17 protein-coding genes are annotated in these 17748 nt (G+C 38.3%); 12 read left to right on the top strand and 5 right to left on the bottom strand.

The features are described from left to right. From PVV68_RS04005 to PVV68_RS03995, 3 genes are all read right to left on the bottom strand, one after another. A partial coding sequence (locus tag PVV68_RS04005; RefSeq protein ID WP_273782675.1) for an Arm DNA-binding domain-containing protein occupies positions 1-309 on the bottom strand: 309 nt, incomplete at its 3' end. A 487-nt stretch (positions 310-796) separates the two neighbouring features. Continuing rightward, positions 797-1078 (bottom strand): hypothetical protein, encoded by a 282-nt coding sequence (locus PVV68_RS04000; protein ID WP_273782674.1) that lies wholly within the window; start codon positions 1076-1078, stop codon positions 797-799. Between the two features lie 32 nt (positions 1079-1110). Then, positions 1111-2457 (bottom strand): D-alanyl-D-alanine carboxypeptidase, encoded by a 1347-nt coding sequence (locus PVV68_RS03995; protein ID WP_273720318.1) that lies wholly within the window; start codon positions 2455-2457, stop codon positions 1111-1113. Between the two features lie 243 nt (positions 2458-2700). On the opposite strand from PVV68_RS03995, the gene clpS reads away from it, so the two are divergent. Further along, positions 2701-3072, top strand: a complete 372-nt coding sequence (gene clpS / locus PVV68_RS03990) for an ATP-dependent Clp protease adapter ClpS (protein ID WP_273720320.1) — start codon at positions 2701-2703, stop codon at positions 3070-3072. 6 nt (positions 3073-3078) lie between these two features. Beyond that, complete coding sequence (gene clpA, locus PVV68_RS03985) at positions 3079-5430, top strand: ATP-dependent Clp protease ATP-binding subunit ClpA (protein ID WP_273720321.1); 2352 nt, start codon at positions 3079-3081, stop codon at positions 5428-5430. Between the two features lie 7 nt (positions 5431-5437). On the opposite strand, the gene PVV68_RS03980 is transcribed toward clpA, so the two are convergent. Continuing rightward, entirely contained in the window at positions 5438-5860 is a 423-nt protein-coding gene (locus PVV68_RS03980) for an HIT family protein (protein WP_273720323.1), read from the bottom strand. Between the two features lie 140 nt (positions 5861-6000). Next, complete coding sequence (locus PVV68_RS03975; protein ID WP_273720325.1) at positions 6001-6462, bottom strand: RidA family protein; 462 nt, start codon at positions 6460-6462, stop codon at positions 6001-6003. A 145-nt stretch (positions 6463-6607) separates the two neighbouring features. Here PVV68_RS03975 and PVV68_RS03970 point away from each other — a divergent pair, with 145 nt between their 5' ends. From PVV68_RS03970 to fabZ, 10 genes are all read left to right on the top strand, one after another. Further along, complete coding sequence (locus PVV68_RS03970) at positions 6608-7432, top strand: cell envelope integrity EipB family protein (protein ID WP_273720327.1); 825 nt, start codon at positions 6608-6610, stop codon at positions 7430-7432. Between the two features lie 158 nt (positions 7433-7590). Continuing rightward, positions 7591-8364 (top strand): 30S ribosomal protein S2, encoded by a 774-nt coding sequence (rpsB, locus tag PVV68_RS03965; protein WP_273720329.1) that lies wholly within the window; start codon positions 7591-7593, stop codon positions 8362-8364. 107 nt (positions 8365-8471) lie between these two features. Then, entirely contained in the window at positions 8472-9395 is a 924-nt protein-coding gene (tsf, locus tag PVV68_RS03960) for a translation elongation factor Ts (RefSeq protein ID WP_273720330.1), read from the top strand. A gap of 149 nt (positions 9396-9544) precedes the next feature. Then, positions 9545-10264, top strand: a complete 720-nt coding sequence (gene pyrH, locus PVV68_RS03955) for a UMP kinase (protein WP_273720332.1) — start codon at positions 9545-9547, stop codon at positions 10262-10264. 37 nt (positions 10265-10301) lie between these two features. Next, positions 10302-10862 (top strand): ribosome recycling factor, encoded by a 561-nt coding sequence (frr, locus tag PVV68_RS03950; RefSeq protein WP_273720333.1) that lies wholly within the window; start codon positions 10302-10304, stop codon positions 10860-10862. A 711-nt stretch (positions 10863-11573) separates the two neighbouring features. After that, on the top strand, positions 11574-12389 hold the full coding sequence (locus tag PVV68_RS03945; protein WP_273720334.1) for a phosphatidate cytidylyltransferase: 816 nt from the start codon (positions 11574-11576) through the stop codon (positions 12387-12389). A 15-nt stretch (positions 12390-12404) separates the two neighbouring features. Next, positions 12405-13547 carry an RIP metalloprotease RseP gene (gene rseP / locus PVV68_RS03940; RefSeq protein WP_273720335.1) on the top strand — a complete coding sequence of 381 codons (1143 nt, stop codon included), beginning with the start codon at positions 12405-12407 and terminating at the stop codon, positions 13545-13547. A 207-nt stretch (positions 13548-13754) separates the two neighbouring features. Then, positions 13755-16151 (top strand): outer membrane protein assembly factor BamA, encoded by a 2397-nt coding sequence (bamA, locus tag PVV68_RS03935; protein WP_273720338.1) that lies wholly within the window; start codon positions 13755-13757, stop codon positions 16149-16151. Positions 16152-16214: 63 nt separating this feature from the next. After that, entirely contained in the window at positions 16215-17261 is a 1047-nt protein-coding gene (gene lpxD / locus PVV68_RS03930) for a UDP-3-O-(3-hydroxymyristoyl)glucosamine N-acyltransferase (protein WP_273720340.1), read from the top strand. A gap of 1 nt (position 17262) precedes the next feature. Continuing rightward, on the top strand, positions 17263-17730 hold the full coding sequence (gene fabZ / locus PVV68_RS03925) for a 3-hydroxyacyl-ACP dehydratase FabZ (RefSeq protein ID WP_273720341.1): 468 nt from the start codon (positions 17263-17265) through the stop codon (positions 17728-17730). Positions 17731-17748: the final 18 nt, after the last annotated feature.

Genomic DNA, 17748 nt, shown 5'->3' with positions numbered 1-17748 from the left:
TGCCATATCTTTTAAATAATGGAGATTGCGCATTGCCTCACGCTTTTGTTTGTTGCGTTCTTTAATGGGGTCACGCCCCTCACATAAAACAGCACACCATTGATTTGCACATTCGCGAGCTTGTTTTAAAGAAACATCTCTCAAGGCACCCAAGCCCATTTCACGACGGCGCCCGTGAATGGTATAGCGATAAAGCCATTGAGCACCCCCATCTTTACGCTTATGAAGAAGCAAGCCGGCACCATCATTATATTTGCCAGCCCCCAATGTTGCGACAGATCTTGCATTAAGACGGTTCATAAGGACCATTTTTATTCCTTTCTTATACAATTTTTACCCACACACCAGCCCCGCTTTTGACATGCAAGGGAATGGTTTTGATTGATTCAAGATAGAGAGATTTGAAATGAGAGAATCTTAGGTTATTCGGGGTTCTAATTCAATATGAATAACGCTAAATTATCATTATAAATCAATGTGTCGTTGGTGAGTTAATATGTTTTCAAAGAACATTTTCTGTTATGTTATTACCCTAATCAATGTATAAACAGAGCTTCCAATAAGATAACTTCTTTCTCATAAAAAAAGTATCAAGAATAATTAAATCAAGTATTGGGTACTTTCTATTGGCTTAAAAAAATAACCTTATTGAAAAGCTAAGTACAAGCGTTGGGCAGGAATTTGTGAGCGCAACGTCTTACAGTTTGTAGGAACAGCGCATAAACTCCAGCCTTTTAAAGGCTTTTTAGGCAATACACAGATATTTTTATCAAGAAAATAATTTTTGAAAAATTACCTATGGAGTTTTTGTTGTACTCAAATGAATTTTAATAGGTACATTACCAGTTTGGCTTGCAACACGTAAATGAATACGTACAGGAGGCATTGTAAGACGACGGTTGCGCATTGTTTGGCAAATGAGAAGATTGACAAGAGACTGTGTGTCTAATGTTGCTGGAGTATATTTTAAAGCAGTGAGTCTTGTTACTGCATTGTGAAGAGAGCGTAATGAGAGGAAGGATGATTGCTTCAATAATTTTTCTTTTTTATTGGGTGAAGCAAGAGCATTATGTTTCATGATACTATCCTTAACGCGGAATCCAAAAACTTTTAGTAAGCTACAGTGTAGCAGTTAAAATTTGCTTTCTTTAATGTAGAACAAGCATCGAATGCTGCTTTTTTTGATTGAAATCCTACAAACCGTGCACGATAATAACGACGTCCGCTTTTTTCAAACAGTTGCATATGTGAAGATGTCGTTTTTAGAGCGGAATAGGCTATGTTTTTTGCTTTTTGAAGCAGAGTTTGTGCTTGTTCTTGACTTGGAAGTGAACCAATTTGTACAGCCCATCCAGCATTTTGGGATAAAGAAGCTGTAATAATTTTAGTCTCAACGGATATCATTTTCTGAGGATTAGGAATTGGTATAATCGCTTGGTTTACTGCGGCTATTGCTGTATTGGAATTTTTAGGTTGTTCAGCAAACGCAGTCAACATCGTAGAAATTTCGTCATCGAGATTGGTTTGTTCTGCTTTAATGGAGGGAATAGGAATATTAGCACCAGAGGGTAAATTATAGTGTACAGAAGCCATCAAATGTCCGTTATTTTTAATCTTGCTGGCTTGTGGCAAATATTGGTTTAATAAGCTGGCCATGTGTTTATCACGTGCGATAGAAGTTTTACCCCCCATAACGACAGCAACGATAGAGCGCCCTTCAAGGTGCATCGAAGATGCTAAATTAGAACCTGACATTTGTGTGTATCCTGTCTTAATTCCATCAACACCTTTCATTGTTTTAACGAGTCTATTGTGGCTATTAATGATATGTCCACGGAAAGTAAAACTTTTTGTTTTGAACAATTTATACTGTTGTGGAAAATGTTTGCGTAGGGCTAGTGATAGGGTTGCCATATCTCGTGCCGTGGAATAATTGCGCACATCTGGGAGACCTGAAGCATTTGTAAAATTCGTATGAGTCATACCTAGTTTTTTGGCTTTAGCAGTCATCATCCGAGCGAATTTTTTTTCACTGCCACCGAGATATTCGGCAATGGCAGTGGCAACATCATTTGCTGATTTTGTAATAAGAGCTTTTGCTGCTTCTTCGGCAGAAATTGTTTGACCTGCTTTAAAGCCGATTTTTGTTGGTGGGCGCGTTGCTGCGTAAGCTGAGATGGGGATTGGTGTATTGGGCGTCACACGACGTATATGCATAGCTTCAAAAAGCATGTACAATGTCATTATTTTTGTTAAAGAAGCAGGGTAACGCTTTAGCGTTGAATTGGCTTGAAATAAGGTTTTTCCTGTATTCGCATCTATAACGATAGCAGCATATTTATCAGGATAAGCTTCTTGAGGAGTAGCTAATGCCCAAGAGTAAGAAAAGGCTAAAACAATAAAAGCAATTGCTATTTTTTTATAGCACCAGGCAACTTTTTGGCAGTTAATATACACTTGCAGTATCCTATTTCTCCATTATTTACGCTAAAAAAATTTGTAAAGCCCCTTTTTGCAGCTTTTTGATGCAATTTAGATGAATGGTATTACTAATTTATTTACAGAAAATATTTTGGGAATTTTCATATTTGACTTAAATCTTATAATAACAAAGGAAAGTTTGCTTCTTTACACAAACAAGTATTACAATAGTTATGAAAAAACTTAAAATTAAAAAACTATGCTCCATAGGAAACAATAATGGCACAAAAGCTGATAATGAACTCTATAGCGCGTATTATACAGAATGAAAAAGGCAAGAATTGGGACGAAAACAGACAGGATGCTATTATCTTGCCAAAGATGAGAACAAAACTCCAAAAACCTAAGTTATATCATGTGTTCTTACTTAATGATGATTATACCCCTATGAATTTTGTTGTTTTTATTTTAGAAATTTTTTTTCAAAAAAATTTCAAAGAAGCAACGCGTATTATGTTAAATGTTCATCAGAATGGGGTAGGCGAATGTGGAATTTATAGTTATGAAGTTGCTGAAATGAAGATAGTACAAGTTAGGGAGTGTGCCCGTCAAAATGAACACCCATTACAATGTGTAATGGAATGGAGGTAAGGGATTATGCCATCTTTTACATCAAGTCTTGAAGAAGTTTTGCATCGCGCATTAACAATTGCTACGCAAGCGCGGCATGAATATGCAACATTAGAGCATCTTCTGCTTGCTCTACTCGATGATGTCGATGCAAATTCAGTCATTCAGGCTTGTCAGGTAGATGTAGAAGAATTGCGAGAGCGCTTAACTAACTATATCCAGTCAGAATTGGATGTACAGATTAAAGCAGATGAAGACACAAAGCCAACAACATTTTTCCAGCGCGTTATTCAGCGTGCCGTGATTCATGCTCAATCAGCTGGAAAAGATGAAGTATCGGGTGCAAATGTTCTTGTTGCAATTTTTTCTGAACGTGAAAGCCATGCGGCTTATTTCCTTCAAGAGATGGGAATGACACGCTATGATGCCGTGCGTTTCATTTCACATGGTATCACACGAGATGAAGGATTATCCATGTTACTTGAAGGGCTTGAGGAGCAATTAGATCAGCAAATTTCAGACAGTGATGAAAAGGTAACAAGTGCACTGGCAAATTATTGTATTGATCTTAATTGTAAGGCACGTAATGGAAAAATTGATTTATTAATTGGTCGTGAGATGGAAATCTCACGCATGATTCAGATTTTATGTAGAAGATCAAAAAACAACCCCCTTTTAGTTGGTGATCCTGGGGTTGGAAAAACTGCTATAATTGAAGGACTGGCAAAACGCATTGTTGATGAACAAGTTCCTGAGGTTTTATTAAATACAACAATATTTTCCCTTGATATGGGAGGGCTTGTTGCTGGTACCCGCTATCGTGGCGATTTTGAAGAACGCTTAAAGAAAGTTATTAAAGAATTTGAGCAATATTCAGATGCTATTTTATTTATTGACGAAATCCATACCTTAGTTGGAGCAGGGTCTACATTAGGCGGAAATATGGATGCGGCAAATCTTTTAAAGCCTGCATTATCTTCTGGAATTATTCGCTGTATTGGTTCGACGACTTACAGAGAATATCGCAAAATTTTTGAGCAGGACCGTGCTTTAGAGCGCCGTTTTCAGAAGATTGATGTTAACGAACCTTCTATTGCTGATGCAATTAAGATTTTGCAAGGTCTAAAGCCTTATTTCGAAGATTTTCATCAGATCAAATATACGGATCAGGCAATGAAGGCCTCGGTAGAATTATCTTCACGTTATATGATTGAGCGCCGACTACCTGATAAAGCAATCGATGTTATTGATGAAAGCGGGGCAGCACAAAAGCTTTTGCCAAAAAAACAACGAAAAAAGAGTATAGGCGTTAAAGAAATTGAAGCGACTGTTGCCACTATGGCACGGATTCCACCAAAAGCACTTTCTCGTGATGATCAGAAGGTACTCAGTAAGCTTGAAAGAGCAATTAAACAAGTTGTTTATGGGCAGGACCCAGCAATTTCCGCATTAGTGTCATCAATTAAATTAGCACGGGCAGGATTACGTGAACCAGATAAACCAATAGGAAATTATTTGTTTTCTGGACCAACGGGGGTAGGAAAAACTGAGGTTGCAAAACAACTTGCATCTTCTTTAGGCGTTGAGCTGTTGCGTTTTGATATGTCAGAATATATGGAACGGCATACTGTAGCACGTTTAATCGGTGCTCCTCCAGGTTATATAGGATTTGATCAAGGAGGACTTCTTACAGATGCTGTTGATCAAAATCCTCATGCCGTTTTATTGCTGGATGAAATTGAAAAAGCGCATCCAGAGTTGTTTAATATTTTATTGCAAGTCATGGATTATGGTAAATTAACAGATCATAATGGCAAAAAAATTGATTTTCGTAATATCATTTTAATTATGACGACCAATGCCGGTGCATCAGATATGGCAAAATCAGTGATCGGATTTGGAAAAGTGCATCGCGATGGGGATGATATTGAAGCAATTAATCGACTTTTTACACCGGAATTTCGTAACCGGCTAGATGCCATTATTCCGTTTGCTCCTTTATCTCAGTTCATTATCAATCAGATTGTGCAAAAATTTATTTTTCAACTTGAAGCACAATTAGCTGAGCGGGGTGTTTGTTTTGAGTTAAGTCCTTCTGCAATGATTTGGCTTGCCAATAAAGGATACGATTCTCAGATGGGGGCACGCCCGTTGAGCCGTGTTATTCAAGAACATATTAAGAAGCCATTGGCTGACGAAATTTTATTTGGAAAGTTGCGCAATGGTGGCATGGTTCGCGTATCGACACAAAAAACAAACGGCGAAAAAGAGAGGTTGCAGTTACAAATTTCCTCTTCTCATCTGTCTGTTGCTGCAAAGAACAATAAAACAACAGATTCTACTAAAAAACGTTTGAAGAAAAAAAGTTCAACAACTTGAGAATGCTTTAAAGAGCAGAACGAATTTTTTTTGCGTTCTCTTCAAGTATTTCTGTAGGCGTGATAACGTTATTATGAGGGGTAAGCTCTATTCCTTCCATACGTGGTATAACGTGGAAATGGAGATGATAAACAGTTTGTTGACTCGCCGCTTCATTAAATTGCATGACTGTTATACCATCTGCTTGAAAAGCTTTTTTGACAGCATTGGCAATTTTTTGCACGGCTTTAATAACTGGAAACAATGTTTCAGTGTCCGCATCCAGTAAGTTTCTAGAGCCTTTTCGGGGAATAACGAGGGTATGACCTGGTGCTTGTGGCATGATATCCATAAATGCAATGACATCTTCATCTTCATAGACACGAACAGAAGGGATTTCATTGCGAATCAGTTTAGCAAAAATGTTGTTATTGTCATAAGCTTGTTTCATATCAATAGCTCCTTTTACACGTTTTTATTTGGCACTTTAATTTCAAAACTAAAGAAAGCGAAGGCTGGTAGAGTATTAAAAAAGAAAAATTTTGCATTTAAGTTTGTCTTTTATGGAGATACGTTAACATGAATGAAGATTTAGACTTCTATGATAGCTTCAACTTCTACGGGAACATTCATAGGAAGAGAGGCAACACCTATAGCAGAACGGACATGCTTTCCAGATTCACCAAGAATATTGACAAGTAAATCAGAAGCTCCATTGGCGATAAGAGGAATATCAGTAAAATAAGGATCTACAGCAACAAAAACGGTGATTTTTATCACGCGTTTTATTTTCGTTAAATCACCGAGAGCTGCCTTGATTTGTGCAAGAATGTTGAGTGCACAAACTTCGGCTGCTTTTGTTGCTTGTTCGGCATTAACGGTTGTACCAACTTTACCGATTGCTATTGGTTTTCCATCAACAAGAGGGAGTTGTCCAGAAATAAAAAGTTGGTTACCGCTTTGTGAGGTGGTTACGTAATTGGCAATGGGTTGTGCTGCTTGAGGAAGAGTCATTCCTCGTTCTTTAAGGTAGATTTCAATGGCATTGGTCATAATTTTAACTCCATAGCTTTCTAACGAATATATCCATTGCATAAACTATTTTTTGATTTAAGGAAATGTGTGGTTAATTAAGAAGCGAGCCTTTTTTGCCTTATTGTATGATGTTATGCAACGGGGATAGAATTGGAAGTTGGGAATGATCAGATCGTTATTTATAATAATTTTATATGTTGTTTTTTTATGTACTGCGAGAGCTGAAGAGTCTATTTTTATTGCACCTCACCGAGCGATTTATGATTTTCAGCTTGATAGTGTTTCTCATGAAATGACAATTTCGGGGATGACGGGGCGAATGGTTTACGAGCTAACGGGTTCAGCATGTCAGGGCTATACCACACGTTTTCGTTTTATCAGCCGTACCCATATGGAAGATATGCCAGTGCGTTTAACGGATCAACAAACGACGAGTTATGAAACGGGTGATAGTCGTACATTTCATTTTAATGTTACAGATCAAGTCGGACAAGAGATTGTACATCGCACCGAAGGAGTAGCTGAGCGGATTCAAGATGGCATTATGGTGAAACTAAAAAAGCCAAAGGAAAAAGAATATAAACTTGCAGTTGCTGAGTTTCCAATTATGCAACTAAAGAATATTATACGTAATGCAAAAACAGGACGCCATTTTTATAATGTTACTGTATTTGATGGAACAGATAAAGCAGACAAAGTGATTAAAGAAAGTATTGTTATTGGAGAAAAGACGCTGCCGCACTCTGATGCTGAAACAAAAAAAATGGGAAAATTGGATGAAGAGGAGTCTTGGCCTGTTACAATTTCTTATTTTGATGATATGGAAAAAAAAGATGGTTTGCCAGTCTATCGTACCAGTTTTCTCTTATATGAAAATGGTGTTATGCATGATCTTCGTATCGATTATGGGACTTTTGCGGTGCGTGCTAAGTTGAACAGTCTTGAATTCCTTGAGACTGGAAAGGATTTTAATCAATGTGAAAATTAAAGAGTTGTAGAAAATAGCTTGAAAAAGAATCAAATATTAGTATGTTTACATTATTCCACACGCGGAGTTTGGGTGTTTACTAGAAAGAAGAGTAAGCGTCCGCCGGTAGTAGGGTTCACCTACTTTTTCCGCGGAGGTTAAACCGGAAAGGATAAATTATGGCACTACCAGATTTTACTATGCACCAGCTTTTGGAAGCAGGTGTTCACTTTGGTCACCAGACACATCGCTGGAACCCAAAGATGACTCCCTATATTTACGGTCAGCGTAATAATATTCATATTATTGATCTTGCTCAGACTGTTCCTCTTTTGCATCAAGCACTTAAACTTGTTTCAGATACCGTTGCGCGTGGTGGCCGCATTCTTTTTGTTGGCACTAAAAGACAGGCATCTGAGATTATTGCTGATGCTGCGAATCGTTCGGCACAATATTATGTTAATGCGCGTTGGCTTGGTGGCATGCTCACAAACTGGAAAACGATTTCCCATTCGATACACCGTTTGCGTAAGCTGGATAAAATTCTCGCTGCTGAAGCACAGGGGTTTACCAAAAAAGAACGTTTAAATCTTGAACGAGATCGTGAAAAACTTAATCGTGCACTTGGTGGTATTAAGGATATGGGATCTGTTCCGGATCTTATATTTGTTATCGATACGAATAAAGAGAATATCGCGCTCCAAGAAGCGAAACGTTTAGGCATCCCGGTTATTGCTATTATTGATACCAACTGCGATCCTGATAACGTTACCTATCCGATTCCGGGTAATGATGATGCGTCGCGTGCAATTTCTCTTTATTGCGATCTTTTTGCTCGTGCAGCTCTTGATGGTATTGCACGTCAACAAGGGGCAATGGGTATTGATTTGGGAGCTCAAGCTGATACGCCTGTGGAATCCGTTTTGGAGAATGAGGTTCCAGTTTCCGAGTAGTATTTAAAACGCCCGTTTGAGATGGTTGTTTTCTAAAGAAAAGGTTATAAGCGTGCGTAGAATTTTCTTTTAGCGCGCTTTCATCATTACAGAATAAAGAGGAAGACATGAGCATTACTGCTGCACAAGTGAAAGAACTTCGGGAATTATCAGGCGCTGGTATGATGGACTGTAAGACAGCATTGGCAGAGACCAATGGTGATATGGAAGCTGCTGTTGATTGGCTTCGTAAAAAGGGGATAGCCAAAGCAGATAAAAAAGCTGGTCGTACGGCTGCTGAGGGATTAATTGGAATTGCATCAAAAGATTCAAGTGCAGTTTTGGTTGAAATTAATTCTGAAACAGATTTTGTAGCGCGTAACGATGTCTTCCAAGACATAGTGCGCAATGTAGCAACCGCTGCTTTAGGTGTCCAGGGTGGTGTTGATTCTGTTTCTGCGTCTCTTTACCCTGGTTCTGATAAGAATGTGGAGACTACAATTAAAGATGCGATTGGTACCATTGGCGAGAATATGACATTTCGGCGCTCTGCTAAACTCTCTGTTGAGAATGGTGTTGTTGCTACTTATATACATAATAGTGTCGCTGATGGTCTTGGTAAGCTTGGTGTTTTGGTTGCTATTGAGACTACAGGGAATAAGGAGGCTGCTGCAGCTTTTGGTCGGCAAGTTGCAATGCATATTGCTGCAACTAATCCATTGGCGCTAACAGCTGAAGATGTTGATGCTAGCGCTATTGAGCGTGAAAAAGCGATTTTTTCAGATCAAGCGCGTCAATCTGGAAAACCTGAAAATATCATTGAGAAAATGGTGGAAGGACGTATGCGTAAGTTTTTTGAAGAGGTTGTTTTACTTTATCAGGCTTTTGTTATGAATCCTGATATGACTGTTGAAGCCGCTTTAAGGGATGCTGAAAAATCAATTGGTGCGCCAGCAAAAATAACAGGCTTTGTCCGTTTTGCACTAGGAGAGGGGGTAGAAAAAGAGGAGACTGATTTTGCTGCAGAAGTTGCAGCAGCTGCAAAGGGTTAGCTCTTTAAAATGCGTATTAGAGGTTTTAAATTATAGTATCGATTATAAACACTGATATAAAAATATGATTATGGAGAGGGCGTCACGGAATAATGTGGTGCCCTTAATATGTCGAAAGCAAAATAAATGTGCTTTTGGGGAGATTATCAATGATATTAACACCAAAATATAAGCGTATCCTTTTAAAGGTTTCTGGTGAAGCCCTTATGGGGGGGCAGAGCTTTGGAATTGATGTTTCCGTTGCAGATCGTATTGCCTCTGATATTGCTGAAGTGCGGGCGATGAAGGTGGAAGTTGCTATTGTTATAGGTGGGGGAAACATTTTCCGTGGAGTTGCTGTCGCTTCACATGGGGGGGATCGTGTGACGGGTGATCACATGGGAATGCTTGCAACTGCTATTAATTCTTTAGCATTGCGAACATCATTGACAAAATTAGGGATTGAAACGGTTGTGTTGTCTGCGATTGCCATGCCGCAAATTTGTGAAAGTTTTTCACAACGTAAAGCGATAGGTTATATGAATCAAGGGAAGGTTGTTATTTTTGCTGGTGGTACGGGTAATCCATTTTTTACCACTGATTCTGCTGCGACTTTACGCGCTGCAGAAATTGGTGCAGATGTTCTTTTAAAAGGGACACAAGTAGATGGTATTTATTCTGCAGATCCCAAAATAGATCCTACAGCTAAGCGTTTTGATCAATTGACACATGTTGAAATTCTACAATGGGGGTTATCTGTTATGGATACAACGGCCGTTACTTTAGCACGCGAGAATAATGTACCAATTATTGTGTATTCTATTCATGAAAAAGGTGGTTTAGCTAAGGTATTAAATGGAACGGGACGGTTTACAATAGTATCAGAATAAGAGTAAGCTTCAAAGCATAATTGAAGGAGACAGAGATATGAATGTTGCATCGATTATGGACGATCTGAAACGCCGCATGGATGGTGCTATTTCCGCTTTTAAACATGAATTAGGTGGTTTGCGGACTGGACGCGCCTCTACCAGTTTATTAGAGCCGTTAACAGTTGAGGCTTATGGTTCTGTTGTACATATAAATCAAGTTGCAAATATTTCTGTTCCAGAACCGCGGATGCTTTCAGTCTCTGTGTGGGATAAAACGATGGTAGGAGCTGTGGAACGTGCTATTCGTGATTCTGGACTTGGTTTAAATCCCATCACTGACGGTACGAATTTACGTATTCCTTTACCTGAATTAAATGAAGAGCGTCGTAAAGAACTTGTAAAAATTGCACATCAATATGCAGAACAAGCTCGTGTTGCTACCCGTCATGTGCGCCGAGATGGTATGGATAATTTAAAAAAACTAGAAAAAGAAGGTGAAATTGGTCAAGATGAAGCCCATGGCTTGTCTGATAAAGTTCAGAAACTTACAGATGAGACGATTGCTGATATTGATAAAATTTTAGCTGTGAAGGAAACTGAAATTATGCACGTTTAAGGCGACTTAAAAAAACTATCTCTTTACTGTCGTGTAATATCTTTTGATAGGTAAGAAAAGAGAAGCTTGTATGTCGTTGATAGCAGCACAGGGGGGGGCGCAATTATATACTGTAAAGATAAGATTGCTTTGAAGTGGTAGATATTTAAAATTCTTTATTTGTGCGTTGCATGAAGTCTTCTACTGATACACTTCCTTGAATCAGACAATGTAATAAAGATTTTTATTACATTGTCTTATGAAAGTGTTTTCATGATTGGAGGTTTTCAGATCTTCTGTAGAAGGCTTTGGAAAAGAGGTAGCACAAAGAGTAATGCGTTGATTATTGCTTTTCATTATGAGAGATACGATAGTATTGGCGCAATCGTTGTTTTAAGCGATTTGTTTTTAGATGACGTGTAATTTGTTAGAAAAATGCTTTTATGCAAAAAAATAGCAGACCTCTATTAAAATTGACATACATAGCAGCGGATTCTTATTCTAAAGGTTGATTGTCATTTTTGAAAACATATTTTAAAGATTGATCTTGAGACTTACTTTTTTTGCCTATTTTCACTGATTATTGCTCTTAAAGTGCCATCTTGGTATATTGGGTTGTTTATGATAAATTGTAGAAAAAATGCAAAGGTATGAATATAGACATGCTGTGTAGTAAAGTTTCTTGCATATGCCAATTTTTAAATTTGTCTTTCTTATTATTTGGATGTTGTTTTGTCTAATCTTATTTATCGTATTCTGACTGCTTTTGTTTTTGGTATTATTGCTTTATCTTTGACGTGGTTTGGAGGAACTTTATTTTTTTTGTTTGTATGGGTTATCGGTAGTTTTATTCTTTATGAATGGATTAGTATCACTAGAGAGAAATGGCGGGGCTCACAAAAAATATTAGCAAGTATTTTTTATTTGGTTTTTGGCGTTTTTTTACTTTCGGGTGTATCAGCTTTATTCATTTTTTGTCTTTTGATAGTTTTGGCAACAGTGTTAGCTATTGGGCCCATAGAAAAGAGTGGTTGGGTTTTTTTTGGTTTTTTATATGCATCTTTTCCAGTTGTGGCTTTATCCTTTTTACGAGGATATGAAACGTTAGGTTTTCAGGTTGTTATCTTTTTGTTTACGATAGTATGGGGAACAGATATTGCCGGTTATTTTAGCGGACGTACAGTTGGTGGACCTAAATTAGCCCCCAAATTTTCTCCTAATAAGACATGGGCAGGAGCAATTGGTGGTACGTTTGTTGGATTTTCTGGCGGTATATTGGTTGCTTTTTGTTTTTTCGAGGTAAATTTAACGAGCTTTTTTGTACCGTTTCTTGTACTTATTTTATCCATTTTTTCGCAATTGAGTGATTTAGGGCAATCATGGTTCAAAAGACACTTTTCTGTTAAAGATTCCAGTTCATTATTACCTGGTCACGGTGGGTTTATGGACCGTATGGATGGCTTGGTAGGGGCTGCGGTTCTTCTTTACTTAATTGGTTCGTTTATGTCTGATATGGATACACCCTTTAATCTCTTTTGTATGATTTAATGAGGAGGAGATATTTTGGAACTTTTAAATCATATATTCACCGTGGGTGACTTGCTTTTAAGAAGTTTGAGTATTTTTTTTATTGTTATGATGATTATTTTTGTGCACGAAATGGGGCATTATCTTATTGGTCGGTGGTGCGGTATTAAGGCGTCTGCTTTTTCGCTTGGGTTTGGTCCCCCAATATTAGGCTATACAGACAAGCGTGGTACACGGTGGCGTTTAGCGCTTATACCCTTAGGAGGCTATGTGAAATTTGTTGGGGATGGGGATGATGTGTCATCATTCCAGTCCTCTCCGACAGTTGAGGGTTCATTGGCTAATGCGCATGCTTGGAAGAGAGCTCTCACGATTTTTGCTGGTCCCTTATTCAATTTTCTTTTCGCCATTGTGATTTTAACATTTTTTTTCTTTATTCATGGTCGTGTTGCCATTGAGCCGGTTGTTGGGTCTTTGGTAAAAGATTCTCCTGCTTTTCAGGCAGATTTAAGATTAGGTGATCGTTTTATTGAAATGGATGGTCGCAAAGTTGAAAGTTTTGAAGATTTGATGAACTATGTGACTTTGTATGGTAAAAATCCTATAGAATTTAAAATAGAGCGCATGGGGCGTGTGTTTACGACGGTAATTACACCCAAAGTAATCGAACAAAATGACAGATTTGGTAATAGGACTCAAGGTAACATAATAGGTATAGGCGCTCCCATTGATCCTGATAATCCTACGCGTTTAGATCCAGCTTATATAAAACATATTCGTTATGGTTTTGTAAAAGCTGTAAGAAAATCGATAGAACGTACCACATTTATTGTTACCCAAACAATTTTTTTTATAAGTCGTTTAATAGGGGGAAAAGAAGATCACTGTGGAATAAGTGGGCCTTCAAGGATTGCTAAAATTGCTTGGAAATTAAGTGAAACAGGTTTTGTTTCTTTGTTGAATTTTATGGCTTTTCTTTCAATAAGTATTGGACTTATTAACCTTTTTCCAATTCCGCCACTTGATGGTGGGCACTTGGTATTTCACGTATTTGAGGTCATTACGGGAAGATCGGTATCTACTAAAATTCAAGAGATTATTTTTCGGTTAGGTTTTTTTGTTCTCCTCCTCTTTATGACCTTTGCGATCTTTAATGATTATTTTTGTTGGTTTAATTAATTAAATTATGGAAAACATTTCATAAATTGGGTAATAATAGAGAGAATAAATTGAAGGTCGTTTACCATGTCCGCAAAATATTGTGGCATCGTTTGCTATAATCAGTAATTAAGGGATAATAAAGTCTCGCTGTGAAAAAAGAATTATTATGGCGGTTCGCTTTTTGAGGCATCATGTCCAGGGAATAAGAGTAAGGTAAAAAAGCCAATGAGTATGAATTCGAAGTTTTTAAATGCAGCATCTGTATTGGTATTAGGTATGAGAGTGATCGCTCCTGCAGTAGCCTTTATGTCAATTGCGATGATTGGAGAAGTACAGGCATCTGTGGTCCGTTCTGTTGAGGTTCGCGGGAATAAATTTGTAAGCGCGCAGGCCGTTCGAGACAATATAGGCATTAAAGCTGGGCAGAGTTTTTCTAGTGGCGATGTTGATGCTGCGGTGAAGCGTCTTTTTGGACTAGGCTTATTTTATGATGTGAAAATAAATCAGGTTAGCGATAAACTGGTGGTTTTTGTCAAGGAATATGAAATAGTTAATCAGGTGTTATTTCAGGGAAATAAATCTCTTAAAGATGCTGATCTTAAACGATTTATTTCTTTAAAGCCGAATGAACCTTTCAGTTCTGCTAAGCTTTCAGCGGATGTTAATACGATTCGTGAAGCTTATAAAACTGTTGGTCGTAATAATGTCGCTGTTACAGTTCAGACCATTAACTTGGGGAAAGGACGTGTAAATGTGGTGTTTAATGTCGTTGAAGGACGAAAAACAAAGATTGGAGACATTGTTTTTAAAGGGAATCATGCTTTTGCAAGTCGCCGTTTGCGTGATGTGATTTCAACAAAGTCTTCGGGAATGTTCTCAATGCTTTTGGGGGGGGATGTTTATAGTGAAGAACGTTTAGCTGCTGATGAAGAAGCGCTTCGTCGCTTTTATTATAATCGTGGCTATGCTGATTTTCGTGTTATTTCTTCTCAAGCAACTTTTGATCAAGCAAGTAATACATATAAAATTTATTTTGTTCTTGATGAGGGTGTTCGCTATAAAATTAGTGATATTCAGATTGAAAGCGATATTGATGGGATTGATGTTCAAAAGGTAAAGGGGCTTCTTAAAACTCGGTCGGGTGATATTTACAGCGCAGAAGATATTGAACAGTCTGTTGCAATTATCAATAATAAAGCTGCTGATTCGGGATATGCTTTTGCTAAAGTTGAGCCACGGGGCAATCGTAATTTAGCAAATCATACAATTTCGATCTCATATAACATTGAACAGGGACAACGCGCTTATATTCAACGTATTGAAATACGTGGTAATGACAAGACACGCGACTATGTCATTCGTCGTGAGATTGATTTAAATGAGGGAGATGCCTACAATCAAACTTTAGTGCAGCGGGCAAAACGTCGTTTAGAAAATTTAGGTTTTTTTAAAGCCGTTAATATTTCAATGGTTCCTACAGATCAGTCTGATCAGGTTACCTTAGTGATAGATGTTGTTGAGGCTCCAACAGGAGATCTTTCTTTGTCTGGTGGATACACAACGGGTGGTACAAGTCCTGGTATGTCTCTTGAAGTGTCTGTTACCGAACGCAATCTTGGAGGACGAGGTCAGTATGTTCGTTTAGGATTAGGTGCTGGGCAAGAAAAATCCCGTAATTACAATTTGTCGTTTGTTGATCCTTATTTCTTGGGATATCGTTTGTCTGCAGGTGTTGATATTTTCCGTAGTACTTATCGTGCTGATAAGGCATATGATGTACGCCAAACCGGTGGATCACTTCGATTCTCAGTCCCCATTAATGATCAATTATCTGCTAATTTGGCTTATTCTTATGTTCAGGAAGAATATGATTTTGGTAAAGAGTATGACTTAAATAAAGAGTCAGACATAAGAGAACTATATGGAAAGTATTCTGGTGCGATTGTTCAAGCAGCAAAACAAAGCCCTTGGAAGCGCTCATCAATTAGTTATGGTTTTACCTATAATACTATTGACGATATGAAAAATCCTCATGATGGATGGTACGCGCGTGTTACTCAAGAGTATGCGGGACTTGGCGGGCGTGCAAAATTCTTAAAGACAACTGGTAAAGCAATGATGTATAAAACATTGTCTGAACAGATGGATCTTGTTGGTTTATTTTCCTTTGGTGGGGGCTATATTCACGAAATAGGCAAAGATGGTGTTCGTATCTTTGATATGTTTAAAATAAATTCTGATATGATTCGAGGCTTCAAATACAATGGAATAGGTCCGCGTCAGGTTTCCAATAAGGGTGAGGTTTATTTCCTAGGCGGGACGACATATATGAATGCGACTGCTGAAGTACAGTTTCCTATACCTGTTTTTCCTGAAGGGTTAGGATTGCGCGGCGCTTTATTTGCAGATGTTGCAACACTCTATGGAAATAATTATCGACCTGTTTTTGAAAGTGAACCCCTCGTTACACATACGAAAAGTGCTTGGCGTTCGTCTGCTGGTGTGAGTTTAATGTGGGATTCACCGTTTGGTCCTTTGCGTTTTGATTATGCTTGGCCGATAAAGAAACAGGAAGGTGATCGTTTGCAGAAATTAAATTTTGGTATTTCTACAAAATTCTGATTTGAATTTTCTTTAGAGGCAAAATTGGAGAAAATGGATTAGGCTGGGAGAGAAAGTGTTTTGATGGCGGATACATTTTTTTTTACGCCGTCCCGGCGATTGACGGTTGCTAATGTTGCGGAGTTGACAGGGGCAAAACTTCTTAATCCAAAGTTTTCTAATACAGTGATCAATACTCTTTCTTCACTTGAGAGTGCGGTGGAGGGATCTCTTGTGTTCGTAGAGAATCGAAAGTTTTCTGATGCTCTAATAGGGAGTTCTGCTGTAGCCGTTTTTTGTACGAATGAAGTTGTTTTTAAAGTTCCTGAAACTATGGCCATTTTGGTTACCTCTACACCACAGCGTGATTTTGCTCAGATTGGGCGTATTTTATTTCCGGATTCTGTCAAGCCAATGCCGTGGTTTGGACTGAGAGAAATTTCTCCGTATGCGCATATTCACCCAACTGCTAAATTTGCGCATGATGTATGTATTGAAGCGGGAGCTGTTATCGGTCGAAATGTGGAGATTGGTGCTGGAACTCTTATTTCATCTACAGCTGTTATCGGTGAAAATTGTCGTATTGGGCGTGACTGTTATATCGGTCCAAAGGTAACAATTCAGTATTCTTTAATAGGTGATAGAGTTCAGCTTTACCCTGGCGTTTGCATTGGGCAAGATGGTTTTGGTTATGTTGGGAGTGTTTCTGGAATTGAAAAAGTTCCACAACTGGGTCGTGTGATTATCGAAGATGGTGTAGAAATCGGTGCAAATACAACGATTGATCGTGGGACATTTGAAGATACCATTATTGGTGAAGGAAGCAAAATTGATAATCTTGTCCAGATTGCACACAATGTAAAGATTGGTCGCTATTGCCTTATTGCTGCGCAATGCGGGGTTGCTGGAAGTACATCAATAGGTGATATGTCTCAACTTGGCGGAAGTGTTGGAGTCGCAGATCATATTGCAATCGGTAAATGTGTTCAAATTGCTGCTGGTAGTGGTGTTATGAATGACATTCCTGATGGAGAAAAATGGGGAGGTAGTCCAGCGCGTCCATTTAAGCAGTGGTTTAGAGAAGTAGCGGCGTTGCGTAATATTGGCAAAGTGAGAAAGGAGAAACGCTAATATGATCAACAGCGGAGAGATGAGAAATTTGGAGGCTGTAGATATTGAAAAATTGCTCTCAATATTACCGCATCGTTATCCGTTTTTATTGATTGATCGTATTATTGATATTGATGGTGAACAACAAGCTATTGGTATTAAAAATGTAACGATTAACGAGCCACATTTTACAGGACATTTTCCTGCAAAGCCTGTCATGCCTGGAGTATTGATTTTAGAGGCTATGGCGCAAACAGCAGGAGCTATTTCACTTTTACAATTAGGGAATGCGCAAGCGAATTTGGTTTATCTTATGACTGTTGATAATGCGAAATTTCGTAAGCCTGTTGTGCCTGGTGATCAGCTCAAGATTTATGTTCAACTTTTAAAAAAGAGAGCTGGTATGAGGCGTTTTTCGTGTGTTGCAAAAGTAGAAGATGTTCGCGTCGCTGAAGCGGAAATTGCTGCGATGATTATAGAAGAAGAGTAAACGAGATTAATAGGAATT

The sequence above is a fragment of the Bartonella sp. ML69XJBT genome (genome assembly GCF_028618515.1).
GTDB lineage: Bacteria > Pseudomonadota > Alphaproteobacteria > Rhizobiales > Rhizobiaceae > Bartonella.
This window is presented reverse-complemented; position numbering and strand designations above follow the sequence as displayed.